13 protein-coding genes are annotated in these 13,157 nt (G+C 71.1%); 7 read left to right on the top strand and 6 right to left on the bottom strand.

Features of this window, described 5'->3' with window-relative positions; all coding sequences use genetic code 11:
* Nucleotides 1-234 precede the first annotated feature (234 nt).
* Nucleotides 235-1,560, top strand: a complete 1,326-nt coding sequence (locus tag ABT324_RS16065) for a DUF349 domain-containing protein (protein ID WP_351177173.1) — start codon at nt 235-237, stop codon at nt 1,558-1,560.
* A gap of 16 nt (nt 1,561-1,576) precedes the next feature.
* Here the strand turns inward: ABT324_RS16065 and ABT324_RS16060 are convergent, their stop codons facing one another.
* The 3 genes from ABT324_RS16060 to miaB are packed head-to-tail and all read right to left on the bottom strand — an operon-like array spanning nt 1,577 to nt 4,285.
* The gene (locus tag ABT324_RS16060) at nt 1,577-2,296 is read right to left on the bottom strand and encodes a tyrosine-protein phosphatase (protein WP_351177170.1); all 720 of its coding nucleotides are present in this window, start codon (nt 2,294-2,296) and stop codon (nt 1,577-1,579) included.
* A gap of 52 nt (nt 2,297-2,348) precedes the next feature.
* Complete coding sequence (locus ABT324_RS16055) at nt 2,349-2,792, bottom strand: Rv2732c family membrane protein (protein ID WP_351177167.1); 444 nt, start codon at nt 2,790-2,792, stop codon at nt 2,349-2,351.
* A gap of 17 nt (nt 2,793-2,809) precedes the next feature.
* Entirely contained in the window at nt 2,810-4,285 is a 1,476-nt protein-coding gene (miaB, locus tag ABT324_RS16050) for a tRNA (N6-isopentenyl adenosine(37)-C2)-methylthiotransferase MiaB (protein ID WP_351177164.1), read from the bottom strand.
* Nucleotides 4,286-4,527: 242 nt separating this feature from the next.
* Between miaB and ABT324_RS16045 the strand changes: the two genes are divergently transcribed.
* The 4 genes from ABT324_RS16045 (at nt 4,528) to ABT324_RS16030 (ending at nt 7,758) form a co-directional block, all read left to right on the top strand.
* Entirely contained in the window at nt 4,528-5,256 is a 729-nt protein-coding gene (locus tag ABT324_RS16045; protein ID WP_351177424.1) for an amino acid ABC transporter ATP-binding protein, read from the top strand.
* Nucleotides 5,257-5,284: 28 nt separating this feature from the next.
* On the top strand, nt 5,285-6,184 hold the full coding sequence (locus tag ABT324_RS16040) for a glutamate ABC transporter substrate-binding protein (RefSeq protein ID WP_351177161.1): 900 nt from the start codon (nt 5,285-5,287) through the stop codon (nt 6,182-6,184).
* Nucleotides 6,185-6,247: 63 nt separating this feature from the next.
* The gene (locus tag ABT324_RS16035; protein ID WP_351177158.1) at nt 6,248-6,898 is read left to right on the top strand and encodes an amino acid ABC transporter permease; all 651 of its coding nucleotides are present in this window, start codon (nt 6,248-6,250) and stop codon (nt 6,896-6,898) included.
* The gene (locus ABT324_RS16030) at nt 6,895-7,758 is read left to right on the top strand and encodes an amino acid ABC transporter permease (protein WP_351177155.1); all 864 of its coding nucleotides are present in this window, start codon (nt 6,895-6,897) and stop codon (nt 7,756-7,758) included. The genes ABT324_RS16035 and ABT324_RS16030 overlap by 4 nt, the downstream gene beginning before the upstream one ends.
* A 94-nt stretch (nt 7,759-7,852) precedes the next feature.
* Here ABT324_RS16030 and ABT324_RS16025 read toward each other — a convergent pair whose 3' ends face one another.
* Nucleotides 7,853-9,328 carry an FAD-dependent oxidoreductase gene (locus ABT324_RS16025; RefSeq protein ID WP_351177152.1) on the bottom strand — a complete coding sequence of 492 codons (1,476 nt, stop codon included), beginning with the start codon at nt 9,326-9,328 and terminating at the stop codon, nt 7,853-7,855.
* A 36-nt stretch (nt 9,329-9,364) separates the two neighbouring features.
* On the opposite strand from ABT324_RS16025, the gene ABT324_RS16020 reads away from it, so the two are divergent.
* On the top strand, nt 9,365-10,084 hold the full coding sequence (locus ABT324_RS16020) for a TetR/AcrR family transcriptional regulator C-terminal domain-containing protein (protein WP_351177149.1): 720 nt from the start codon (nt 9,365-9,367) through the stop codon (nt 10,082-10,084).
* 55 nt (nt 10,085-10,139) lie between these two features.
* On the opposite strand, the gene ABT324_RS16015 is transcribed toward ABT324_RS16020, so the two are convergent.
* Together ABT324_RS16015 and ABT324_RS16010 are read right to left on the bottom strand one after the other, a co-directional pair.
* Nucleotides 10,140-11,609 (bottom strand): MDR family MFS transporter, encoded by a 1,470-nt coding sequence (locus ABT324_RS16015; protein ID WP_351177147.1) that lies wholly within the window; start codon nt 11,607-11,609, stop codon nt 10,140-10,142.
* A gap of 163 nt (nt 11,610-11,772) precedes the next feature.
* Complete coding sequence (locus tag ABT324_RS16010; RefSeq protein WP_351177144.1) at nt 11,773-12,384, bottom strand: transporter substrate-binding domain-containing protein; 612 nt, start codon at nt 12,382-12,384, stop codon at nt 11,773-11,775.
* A 178-nt stretch (nt 12,385-12,562) separates the two neighbouring features.
* On the opposite strand from ABT324_RS16010, the gene ABT324_RS16005 reads away from it, so the two are divergent.
* Nucleotides 12,563-13,157: dihydroxy-acid dehydratase domain-containing protein (locus tag ABT324_RS16005; protein ID WP_351177141.1), on the top strand; the 595-nt coding region annotated here is incomplete at its 3' end.

Below are 13,157 nucleotides of genomic sequence, written 5' to 3'. Positions count from 1 at the left end.
CAATGATGCCGTGCAGGTCACAGGATCGCTGCGGGTGCTGCGGGCGGAGGTTCGCCGCTGCTCCGGCGCGTCGTTCTCGCCACGGAGTACCGATTCGCGCCCTGACCTGTTTGAATGCGCCAGCGGAGGCCGGACCGCCGAGGGGTTCGGGTCGCCGCTTGCTGGGCCCCGTCCACGCGGGGCGCCCGTGCCTGGCACGGGCATCGGAGCGGGCACGCAAGGAGGAAGCCGGCCATGACGCACCAGGACACGACCCCCGAGCCGGTCGCCAACGAGGCGACTGAGGACTCGACCACCGGCACCACCGGGTCAACCACGGCCGCGCCCGCGGTACCGACCGCGTCCACCGATCCCACCAAGTGGGGCCGGGTGGACGCCGACGGCACGGTCTACGTCCGCACCGCCGACGGCGAGCGGGCGATCGGCTCCTGGCAGGCCGGTGAGCCCGCCGAGGGCCTGGCCCTCTACGCCCGGAAGTTCGACGACCTGCTCACCGAGGTCGAGCTGCTGGAGACCCGGTTGAGCTCCCGAGCCGGCGACCCGAAGCACACCCTGACCAGCGCCAAGCACCTGCACGAGTCGCTGGCCGATGCCGCGGTGGTGGGCGACCTGGCGGCGCTGACCGCCCGGATCGAGCACCTGCTGGCCCGGGCCGAGCGGGCCGTCGAAGGCGCCAAGCACGAGAAGGAGCAGGCCCGCGCGGACGCGATCGCGCGCAAGGAGGCGCTGGTCGCCGAGGCCGAGCAGATCGCCGCCGAGGCCACGCACTGGAAGAGCGCGGGCGACCGGCTGCGGGAGATCCTCGAAGAGTGGAAGAAGGTCCGCGGGGTCGACCGCAAGACCGACGAGCAGTTGTGGCGACGGTTCTCCAAGGCGCGCGACGCGTTCAGCCGCCGCCGGGGCTCGCACTTCGCGGAGCTCGACCGGCAGCGCGCGGCGTCCAAGGCCCGCAAGCAGGAGCTCGTCGAGGAAGCCGAGTCGCTGACCGAGTCGACCGACTGGGGTGAGACCGCGAACCGCTACAAGCAGCTGATGGCGGAGTGGAAGGCGGCCGGGCGCGCGCCCAAGGACAGCGATGACGCGCTGTGGCAGCGGTTCCGCAGCGCGCAGGACCGGTTCTTCAGCCGCCGCTCGGAGGCGTTCTCCGAGCGCGACGCCGAGTTCGCCGCGAACGCCAAGCTCAAGGAGGAGCTGCTCGTCGAGGCCGAGCAGATCGACCCGTCCGCCGACCTCAAGGCCGCCCAGGCGCACCTGCACCGCGTCCAGGAGCGGTGGGACGAGATCGGCAAGGTGCCGCGGGAGCGGATGCGCGAGCTGGAAGGCCGGTTGCGGGCGGTGGCCGACAAGGTCCGCGCGGCCGCGGACCAGCAGTGGCGGCGCACCGACCCGGAAGCGCAGGCCCGCGTCGACCAGTTCCGCGAGCGGGTCGAGCAGTTCGAGGCGCAGGCGGAGAAGGCGCGCGCGGCCGGCGACGAGCGTCGCGCGAAGAAGGCGCAGGAGCAGGCCGACCAGTGGCGGGAGTGGCTGGCGGCGGCCGAGCAGGCGATCGCCAGCCGGTAGCAGTGGGCTCGCGCCGTCACGCTGGCGGCGCGAGCAGCCTCTCCCGCAGGGCCGCGAGGTCGGCGTCGGTGCAGCCGCCTGCGCGGAGGTGGGCCTCGGGGTCGAAGCCGTCGAGCGCCGCGTGCAGCGCTTCGCGCTTGGTGGTGCCGTGCCGGGCGAGGACCTCGTCGATCGCCGGTTCGTGGTCCGGTCGGCCGAGCCGGGCGAGCAGCGGCCGCAGCCGGGCGTGGCTGAGGTCGTGGTCGGCGACGACCTCCTCGGCGGCGACACCGGCGAAGGCCAGCAGCACCAGTGCGATGATCCCGGTCCGGTCCCGGCCAGCGCTGCAGTGCACCAGCACGCCGCCCGGTTCGGCGTGCGCGATGGCCTTGACGACCGCCGCGGTGTGCTCCGGGAAGCGGTCCAGGAACGGCCGGACGTAGAGCGCGGTGCCGTGCAGGCCGTTGCCCCAGTAGCCCCAGAACTCGGTGTCGTGCACCGGGTCCAGCGGGATCTGGCGGTTGACCAGGCCCGCCGGTCGCGGGGCGAGTTCGGCGAGCAGCTCGCCCCCGCTGGTCAGGTCGATGGTGGTGCGGACGCCGTGCGCCCAGAGCTGGGCCCAGCCCTGCTCGGTCAGGAACGACGGACTGGCGGAGCGCACCACCGCGCCCCAGCGCACCTGCCGCCCGTCGGTGGTGGGCAGGCCACCCAGGTCGCGCACGTTGTACCCGCCGTCCCAGCGGAGATCTCGTGACATGCTCATAGGACGCCCGAGGTGCCGGGCGCGTTGCCCCTCCAGCTGGGGGAACTCAGTCGCGGGTCCAGATGACCTTCATCCACAGCACGGCCAGGGTGACCATGCAGGCCGCCGCGAGGATCAGGCCCAGCGCCGGGCCGTGCTGGCCGCTGGTCTGGCGGGACCAGATCGCGATCATGCCCTCGAAGGACACCACCAGCCCGGCCATGGCCGCCACGAAGGCGAACACCCAGCGGCGAGTGATCAGCGCCAGCGCGCCGACGCCCAGGCCGATGACCGTGGAGTTGACCGCGAACAGCCAGGGCAGCAGCCCGATCTTGAGCGCCGGGTCCGCCTGACCAGTCAGCACCTGCCAACCCGCGGCGTCGCCGGCCCACGGCAGCAGCGAGGACAGCACCAGCACCAGCATCACCGAGGCGATCACCAGCGCGCGGGCACCCGGGTCGATGCGGCTCAGCAGAGCCCGCTGCGGTCGCTGGCTCCTGGCTTCGCTCATCACGTCCTGCACTCCGCTCAACACGCACATCCCTGTTCCGCGATCGGCTGCGGGGCCGGTGCCCCGAAGGACGGCAGGCCCAGCGTCACGCCCGAGGTCTTCGGCCGCACGCCCTCCTCCCAGTGGTCGCCCGCCCGGGTACGCCGGTGCGCGGTGATGTCGGTGTCGGCGACCAGGTGGTGCGGGGCGGCACGGGTGATGGTGGTGTGCACGACGTCGCCGGGGCGGATCTCGCGGTCCACCGCACCGGTCGGGGTGAAGTGCACCAGCCGCCCGTCGCGGGCCCGACCGGACAGCCGGTGGGTCTCCGCGTCCTTGCGGCCCTCGCCCTCGGCGACCAGCAGCTCCACCGGGCGGCCGACCAGCTTCTTGCCCTCTTCCCAGGAGATCTCGTTCTGCAGCTCGACCAGCCGGTCGTAGCGCTGCTGGACGACCTCCTTCGGCAGCTGGTCGGGCAGCTCCGCGGCGGGGGTGCCGGGCCGCTTGGAGTACTGGAAGGTGAAGGCGCTGGAGAACCGGGCCTGCCGGACGACCTCCATCGTCGCCTCGAAGTCCTCCTCGGTCTCGCCGGGGAAGCCGACGATGATGTCGGTGGTGATGGCCGCGTCCGGCATCGCCTCGCGCACGGTGCGCAGGATGTTCAGGTACCGCTCGGAGCGGTAGGAGCGGCGCATCGCCTTCAGGATCCGGTCGGAGCCGGACTGCAACGGCATGTGCAGCTGCGGGCAGACGTTCGGCGTCTCGGCCATCGCCTCGATCACGTCGTCGGTGAAGTCCCGCGGGTGCGGCGAGGTGAAGCGGACCCGCTCCAGGCCCTCGACCTCACCGCAGGAGCGCAGCAGCTTGCCGAACGCGAAGCGGTCGCCGAACTCGACGCCGTAGGCGTTGACGTTCTGCCCCAGCAGCGTCACCTCAAGCACGCCCTCCGACACCAGGGCCTGCACCTCGGCGAGGATCTCGCCGGGTCGGCGGTCCTTCTCCTTGCCGCGCAGCGCGGGCACGATGCAGAAGGTGCAGGTGTTGTTGCAACCGACCGACACCGACACCCAGCCGGAGTAGGCCGACTCGCGGCGGGCCGGCAGCGTGGAGGGGAAGACGTCGAGCGCCTCGAGGATCTCGACCTCGGCCTCCTCGTTGTGCCGGGCGCGCTCCAGCAGTGTCGGCAGCGAACCGAGGTTGTGGGTGCCGAACACGACGTCCACCCACGGGGCGCGCTTGACGATGGTGTCGCGGTCCTTCTGCGCCAGGCAGCCGCCCACCGCGATCTGCATGCCAGGGTTGCGGTCCTTGGCCGGGCGCATGTGGCCGAGCGTGCCGTAGAGGCGGTTGTCCGCGTTCTCCCGCACCGCGCAGGTGTTGAACACGACCACGTCGGCGTCGCCCGAACTGGCGCGCACGTACCCGGCGTCCTCCAGCATGCCCGCGAGCCGCTCCGAATCGTGCACGTTCATCTGGCAGCCGAAGGTGCGGATCTCGTACGTCCTCGTGCTCACCGTTCCACGGTAGCGCCTGGTCAGATCGCGGATTCACCCGCCCGGCGCGGAGCCTGACCACAGATCGACTACCGAGCGTCAGTGGTCACCCACGAAGGGCGACTGCGGAGCGTAACCTAGTTGCAACATCGCACTGTCCGTTCCGTCTGGACTATCCCCCGGTTGAGGCTTAAGTTTCGGCCAACGAATCCACTTTGATGCGTTCAGGAGTTCGCATGACCGCAGCTCCCACGGACACCCCGATGATCCGGATGTCCGCGGTCGACAAGTACTTCGGTTCCTTGCACGTGCTGCGGGAGATCGACCTGGAGGTCCCCCGCGGGCAGGTCGTGGTCGTCCTCGGCCCCTCCGGTTCCGGCAAGTCGACGCTGTGCCGGGCGATCAACCGGCTGGAGCCGATCAACTCCGGTCGCATCGAGATCGACGGAGTCCCGCTGCCCGCCGAGGGCCGGGCGCTGGCCGAGCTGCGCGCCGACGTCGGCATGGTGTTCCAGCAGTTCAACCTGTTCGCGCACAAGACGATCCTGGACAACGTCACGCTGGGGCCGGTCAAGGTCCGCAAGCAGGGCAAGGCCGAGGCGCGGGACAACGCCCTGCAGCTGCTGGAGCGGGTCGGCATCGCCAACCAGGCCGACAAGTACCCGGCGCAGCTCTCCGGCGGCCAGCAGCAGCGCGTGGCGATCGCGCGGGCGCTGGCGATGAAGCCGAAGGTGATGCTGTTCGACGAGCCGACCTCGGCGCTGGACCCGGAGATGGTCAACGAGGTGCTGGACGTGATGACCGACCTGGCCGCCGAGGGCATGACCATGGTGGTCGTCACGCACGAGATGGGCTTCGCGCGCCGAGCCGCGCACCGGGTGCTGTTCATGTCCGACGGCGAGGTGGTCGAGGACGCCGAGCCGGACGCGTTCTTCGACCACCCGAAGAGCGACCGGGCCAAGGACTTCCTCGGCAAGATCCTCACCCACTGAGTGACCACTGCGGAGAAAGGCAGAGGTAATGCGAGCCAAGAAGATGCGGTTGGTGACCGTGCTGGCCGCCTCGCTGGCGCTGGCCCTGTCCGGCTGCGGCCGCGAGGGCGGCCCGGGCGGCGGTGACCAGCAGGTCCAGCAGGACGTCGCGCAGAACGTGCAGGTCGAGGGGTCGCCGACGTTCGACCGGATGAAGCAGCGGAACCGGGTCGTCGTCGGCGTCAAGGAGGACCAGCCGGGGCTGGGCTACAAGGACCCGGTGACCAACCAGTACTCCGGCTTCGACATCGAGGTCGCCCGGCTGATCGCCGCGCAGCTCGGCTTCGACCCGAACACCCAGATCGACTACAAGCCGATCCCGTCCACCGCGCGCGAGCAGGCGATCAGCACCGGCGAGGTGGACTACTACGTCGGCACCTACACGATCAACGACAAGCGCAAGGAGCAGGTCGGCTTCGCCGGGCCGTACTACCTGGCCGGGCAGGACCTGCTGGTCCGCGCGGACAACACCGACATCACCGGCAAGGAGTCGATCAAGGGCAAGAAGGTCTGCTCGGCGACCGGGTCCACGCCGATCCAGAAGGTCAAGAACGAGCAGCTTACCGAGCCGCAGAACATCGTCGAGTTCCAGCGCTACTCCGAGTGCGTGCAGCAGCTGCTGGACGGCCAGGTGGACGCGGTTACCACGGATGACGCCATCCTGAAGGGCTACGCGGCCCAGGACCCGGACAAGCTGAAGGTCGTCGGCAAGCCGTTCTCCGAGGAGCCCTACGGCGTCGGCCTGTCCCGCGAGGACAACGCGCTGCGCGCCAAGGTCAACGACATCCTGGAGCAGGCGGCCGCCGACGGCGAGTGGAAGCGCGTCTACGACGCGACCCTCGGCAAGTCGGGCAGCACCGCCGAGCCCCCCAAGGTCGACCGCTACTGATCCGTCATCGGAGGTCCGGGGCCGCACCGCGCCCCGGGCCTCCGGTTCCTCCTGGAGTACGCATTGTTCGACATCTTGGTGGAGTACGGCGACGTCCTCGCCAGGGGCTTCCTGCGCACCATCGAGCTCTTCCTGCTCTCCGCGGTGGGTTCGCTGGTGCTGGGCACGGTCCTGGCCACGTTGCGGGTCAGCCCGGTTCCGGCGCTGCGGGCGGTCGGCACCGGGTACGTGACGCTGCTGCGCAACACCCCGCTGACGCTGGTGTTCTTCTTCTTCATCTTCGCCTACCCCAAGCTGGAGCTGGTCCAGTTCCCGTTCTTCACCGCGGCGGTGATCGCGCTGACGATCTACACCTCGGCGTTCGTCTGCGAGGTGCTGCGCTCGGGGATCAACACCGTCCCGGTCGGGCAGGCCGAGGCGGCCCGCTCCATCGGGCTCGGCTTCGGCCAGTCGCTGACCAACGTGATCCTGCCCCAGGCCTTCCGCGCCACGGTTCCGCCGCTGGTCAGCGTGCTGATCGCGCTGCTGAAGAACACCACGGTCGCGGCCGGGTTCAGCGTGAACGAGGTCGGCTCGGTCATCCCGTTCCTCAACGAGCAGGGTGAGCCGACGACCAACGCCTTCGTCTGGATCGCCGTCGGGTTCCTGATCCTGGTCATCCCGCTGACCCTGGTGCAGCGCAGCTTCGAGAAACGGTGGAGCGTGTCCCGATGAGCAGCGTCCTGTTCGACACCCCCGGGCCGCGGGCCCGCGCGCGCAACCGGCTGATCAGCATCGTCAGCACGGTCGTGGTGCTGGGCCTGCTGGGCTACGTGGTGGTGCGCTTCTACCAGACCGGGCAGTTCGACGCGAGCAAGTGGGAGTGGCTGCTCTACGAGCAGATCCAGCTGGAGCTGCTCGGCGCGCTGTGGAACACCGCGCGGGCCTTCCTGATGGGCGCGGTGCTGGCGCTTGCCTTCGGCGCGGTGTTCGCGCTCGGCCGGCTCTCCGACCACTCGTGGATCCGGGTGCCGTGCGGGGCGGTCGTGGAGCTCTTCCGCGCGATCCCGCTGGTCATCCTGATCTTCTTCCTGTACTACGCGGCGCCGACGCTGGGCGTGAACTTCGGCCAGTACTGGTCGGTCGTGCTCGGCTTGACGCTGTACAACGGCTCGGTGCTGGCCGAGGTGTTCCGCGCCGGGGTGGCGGCCCTGCCGAAGGGGCAGGCCGAGGCGGCCTACTCCATCGGCATGCGCAAGAACCAGGTCATGCGAACCGTGGTGCTGCCGCAGGCGGTGCGCATGATGCTGCCCGCGATCGTCAGCCAGCTGGTGGTGCTGCTCAAGGACAGCGCGCTGGGCTTCCTGATCACCTACCAGGAGCTGCTGTACTACGCGCGCTACCTCGGCGGCATCCCGACGCTGGACCGGCCGATCATCCCGGTGAGCCTGGTGGTGGCAGCGATCTACATCTCGATGTGCCTGCTGCTGACCGGGATCGCCACCTACCTGGACCGGCGCAACCGCCGCACGAAGAAGACCAAGCAGCTCGCCCCGGCCGCGAAACCGCTGGCGGAAACCACCGCCGGCGACTGAGCGCCACCACTTCTCCTGCTGCAGAGCCCCTCCCGCCGAGCACCTCGGTGGGAGGGGCCCTTCACTCCTCACCTGAACCGGCGATTCGCGGGGGTCAGCCCGCCAGCAGCTCCTCCCGGACGGTTGCCGGGGCGGTGGGGTCGGTGCCGCGCCAGGCGACCACGTGGTCTGGGCGGAGCAGGAGCCCCTCGCCGGGGGCCAGGAAGTCGGCGTCCACGTGGTGCACCGGGATGCCGTTGGCCGCCCAGCGCTGCGGGTGGTCGGCCACTGCGAGCGCCCACCCCGGGCCAGCGATGTCCAGGGTGGACACCCCGGGCTCGAGCCAGCGGTGCGGGATGCGGGTGGCGACCCGCCCGGCCGGGGCGAACTCGGTGACCGGTTCGGGATCGACCGGGCCGTCCGCGAACGCTCCCGCCGGGTACTGGTAACCGCCCGCGCCCAGCACGAACGGGTCGGCCAGCGTCGGGTCGGGCTCGGCCGCCACGCCCGGCTGGCGTCGGCTCGACTGGTCCGCGGCGAACCACCCGGCCGGGCGCCGCTCGGCGTCGTAGCTGTTCAGCAGCGCGGGCGCAGCCTCGCCGGAGAGCACCGCGGCGAGCTTCCAACCGAGGTTGTGCGCGTCGGCGATGCCGGTGTTCGCGCCGAGCGCGGCGAACGGCGGCATCACGTGGGCGGCGTCGCCCACCAGGTGCACCCGCCCGTCCGAGTAGCGGTCGGCGACCAGCACTTCCGGTTGCCAGGGCAGGACGCTGCGGACTTCGAGGTCCGGCACGGGCACGCCGAGCGCGGTGCGCAGCAACTCGGGCCAGTCCCGCTCGACCTCGCCACCACCTGCCATGAACACCCAGCGCCACCGCCCGTCCACCGAGGCCAGCCCGCCCGGTGCGGCCGGGTGCTCCAGCTGGCAGAGGTTGAACTCCCTGCCTCGGACCACCTCGGAGAGGTCGGCGTGGAAGTAGACGGTGACGCTGGGCCCACCGATGGCGCCGCGCCCCGAGCGGTTAATGCCCAGCGCGGCGCGGACCGGGCTGCGCGCGCCATCAGCCGCGACCACGAAGTCCGCCCGGAGCTGGCTGTCCCGCCCCGTCCGGTGGTCGTGCAGCTCGACCCGGACCCCGTCGGCGTCCTGGGCGAACGAGGTCAGCTCGGTACGGAACCGGACGTCCGCCCCGGCGTCCTCGGCCGCCTGCCGCAGGACCGGTTCCAGCACGTCCTGGGCCACCAGGCAGGGCAGTTCCGGGCTGATCTCGACCGGCTCGCCGGTCGAGCCGATGGGGAGCTGCAACGGCAGCTGCCGGGCTTCGACGAGGGTCCGACCGACGGCCATGTGGTCGTGCCCGGCGAGGTCGCGCGCGGCCTCGCGGACCGCGTCGGCGAGTCCGAGCTCGCGGAAGACCTCCATGCTGCGCACGTGGAACCGGCGCGCTTTGGGTTGCGGTGAGGTCGTCTCGCGCTTTTCCACGAGGGTCACGTCGACACCGTGGTGGCGCAGGACGAGAGCGGTGGTCAGGCCGACCAGACCGCCGCCCACCACCAGGACCGGACAAGCTGGTGTACGTAGTACATTCACGATGTACGTTGTACACGCGGCTACCATCCGAGGCAAATGAACGCTGCGAAACCACCGGGCGGCCTGGTCTGGTTCGACGAGCCGCCGCCCCCACCTGCCACCGAACAGCTCAGCCGCGAACGGGTCGTCGCCGCCGCGGTCGCACTGGCCGACGAGAGCCCGTCGGGCGAGATCACCATGCGGGCGATCGCGAACCGGCTCGGCACGCGCAGCCCGATGGCGCTGTACCGCTACGTCGGCAGCAAGGACGGGCTGACCGACCTGATGGTCGACGAGGTCTACGGCGAGATCACCGTGCCGCCGCCCGGTGACTGGCGGACCTGCCTGCGCGAGATGGGGCTCTCCGCGTGGGCCGCGGTGCGGCGGCACCCGTGGTTCGCGCGGCTGGCGTTCAGCCGCCCGCCACTGGGCCCGAACGCGCTGCGCCTCTACGACTCCGCCCTCGCCGCGGTCGACGAGCTCGGTCTGCCCGCCGCCACCCGCGTCGGCTTCGTCAACACGGTGCTCGGGCAGGTCTTCGGCTCCGGGCTCGCGCTGCTGGAGGAGCTCGCCATGCGCAACCGGACTGGGCTCGCCTCCGATGCCGCGCTGGCCGAAGCCGTGCAGCCCTACCTGGAGCGGATCGCGGCGGGCGGCGAGTACCCGCACTACATCCGCTGGTTGAACGAGCCGAACCCGATGGCCGAGGTGGTGACCTTCGAGCAGCAGCTCGAGTGGCAGCTCGACGGCCTGCAGCGGCTCGCCGAAGCCCGCTGAAGCGGCAGCGGCCCGCTCACCCAGCAGGTGAGCGGGCCGTCCGCCGGAGCGGTGATCAGTGGACCGGGGTCGGCTCCCGGTCCGGCTCCTCCGCCGCCTCGCCCGACGGCGCCAGGTCCGGCGTCCGGACGAACAGGGACGTGACGAACGCGAGCACACCGATGCCACCGGCCACGATGAACGCCGTGCGCAGCCCGGACACGTCCGGAGCACCGGAGGCGCCGCTGCTGGCCAGGGCGGAGACGGTGACGAACACCGCCGTGCCGAACGCGCCCGCGACCTGCTGGAGCGTCGCCAGGATCGCGCTGCCGTGCGAGTAGAGCTGGTCGGGCAGCGCGCTCAGGGACGCAGTCATCAGCGGAGTCATCATCAGGCCCAGGCCACCCATGAGCACGATGTGGATCGCGATGACCGCGGCCAGCGGCGAATCCGGCCCCAGGACGGCGAACAGGCACAGCGACACCGCCATGGCCGCCGCACCCGGGATCACCAGCGGGCGCGCGCCGAACCGGTCGAACAACCGGCCCACCGGGCGGCCCAGCAGACCCAGCACCAGACCACCCGGCAGTACCGCCAGCCCGCTGACGAACGTCGACTCGTGCAGGACCGTCTGCAGGTACAGCGGCAGCAGGATCGCACCCGCCCCCAGCAAGCACATGAACAGCAGGGCGCTCAGCAGCAGCGCGACACTGAAGGACCGGTTGGCCAGCGGGCGCAGGTCCAGCAAGGCCCGGTCCTGGCGCTGCAAGCGCACCTGCCGCGCCGCGAAACCAGCCAGCGAGACCACGCCGACCACGATCGGGATCCACGGCGCGACCTGGTGCTCCCCGCCGGACTCACCGATCGACGACAGGCCGTAGAGCAGCCCGCCGAAGCCCAGCGCCGACAGCAGCACCGAGAACAGGTCCAGCGGCACCGCCCGCGTCTCGCTGTCCAGGCGCATCCAAACCGCGCCGATGGCCAGCGCGAGCAGCGCCAGCGGCAGCACGATCCAGAACATCCAGCGCCAGCCCAGCGATCCCAGCACCGCGCCGCCGATCGTCGGGCCGATCGCCGGGGCCACCGCGATCACGATGGCGATCGTGCCCATCGTCGCGCCGCGCTTGTCGGCCGGGACCAGGCGCATCACCGAGGTCATCAGCAGCGGCACCATCACCGCCGTCCCGAACGCCTGCACGACGCGGCCCACCAGCAGCACCTCGAAACCCGGTGCCAGCGCGCTGAGCAGGGTGCCCGCGCTGAACATCGTCTGGGCGGCCAGGAAGACCTGGCGCGGGGTGAAGCGCTCCAGCAGGAACCCCGTGGTCGGGATGACCACGGCCATGGTCAGCAGGAAACCGCTGGTCAGCCACTGCACGGTCGTGGTGCTGACCTCGAGGTCGATGGAGAGGTCGCGCAGCGCGACGCTCAGGATCGTCTCGTTGAGGATCATCACGAACGCCGAGACGACCAGCACACCTATCAGCACTGGCGCCCGCGGTGGTGTGGTGCCGCGGGCGACATCCGCTGTCGCGGAATCGGTCATGGTCAGGTTGCTCCTCGCAAGTCATCGATCGGTCCGACCGGCGCAGCCCGAGCGGGACCGCACCGTCGTCGTACGCGACGTCGGTTTCGAGTCTCCTGATCCACCGCGCAGTCGGCACGTGCTTTTCGCCGAGAGCAGGCAAGCTCACGTCGTCGGCGCGGGATCAGGAACCGGGTCGTGCCTCGATCCCGGCTGCGCCGAGCGTCGAGTCGTAGGCGCGCTGCCAGGACCCGTCGGCGACGGCGGCGTCGAGCATCCGCCGCAGCTCCTCGGCCAGCAGCTGGTCATCCGCCTTGACCACCAGGTTCCGCGCGGAGTCGGCGACCACGTACGGCCCGACCTCGGCCAGCTGCGGGACCTCGGCCGTGCTGCCGAGCAGCAGGTCGACGTCACCGGACAGCACCGCGTCGCGCAACTGCGTCGGCGGCAGGCGCCGGAACTGCACCGCTCCGGGCGGCAGGCCGATCCGCTGGGCGAGATCGCGCGCGATCTCCGCGTCGAAGCCCTGGTAGCCGCCTGCCGGGTCGCGGCTGAGGAAGGCCGACGGAGCGTCGTTGCGCACCCCGACCAGCAACCGGCGGCGCTGCTGGACCTGCACCAGGGTCGGCGAGGTGGAGAGCTCCACCGAGGTGCCCGCCGACGGCGCCGGGGGCGCGGCGGACGTGGCGGGGGCGGGCGGCTGCGGAGGCACCACGTTCTGCGTGATCTCCGCGTCCTGACCGCAGCCCGCCAGCACGGCGGTCAACGACACCAGCGCCAGCGCGCGCATCCGCATCTCCACTCCTCCCGCTCACCCGTTGGCACCCATGATCGCGCACCGGTCCGACAGCGCGGGGGCGGAATCCTGAAGAGCTGGATCGATTGTGAAATCCAGCGCACACCCGTTAGTGTGATTGCGGTCATGTGGCGCCAGTGTTGTCGCCCGGTTTCGAGATCTCATCCGGAGGCGATCCATGGCGCGGTCAGTGCAGCACGTCGTCCAGCAGGTCACCGAGCGCATCGCCGAACGCAGCGCCCCCACCCGCTCCGCGTACCTGGAGCGCATCCGCGCGGCAGCCGCCGTCGGCCCGGCGCGCACCGAACTGCCGTGCAGCAACCTCGCGCACGGCTTCGCCGCGTGCAGCGGTCCCGACCGGCTCGCCGTGCGAGGCGCGGTGAAGCCCGGCGTCGCGATCGTGTCGGCCTACAACGACATGCTCTCCGCGCACCAGCCCTACGCCGAGTTCCCGGCGTGGATCAAGGACGCGGTCCGGGACGCCGGTGGGGTCGCGCAGTTCGCCGGCGGGGTGCCCGCGATGTGCGACGGGATCACCCAGGGCCGCACCGGCATGGAGCTGTCGCTGTTCTCCCGCGACGTCATCGCGATGGCCACCGGCGTCGCGCTGTCCCACGAGATGTTCGACGGGGCGCTGCTGCTCGGCGTGTGCGACAAGATCGTGCCGGGGCTGCTCATCGGCGCGCTGGCCTTCGGCCACCTGCCCACCCTGCTGGTGCCCGCCGGGCCGATGCCCTCCGGCCTGCCGAACCGGGAGAAGAGCCGCATCCGGC

This window comes from Saccharopolyspora sp. NPDC000359, from assembly GCF_040300525.1.
Taxonomy (GTDB): Bacteria; Actinomycetota; Actinomycetes; order Mycobacteriales; family Pseudonocardiaceae; genus Saccharopolyspora.
Note: the sequence above shows the minus strand (reverse complement) of the source record. Positions and strands in the feature narration are given on the sequence as shown.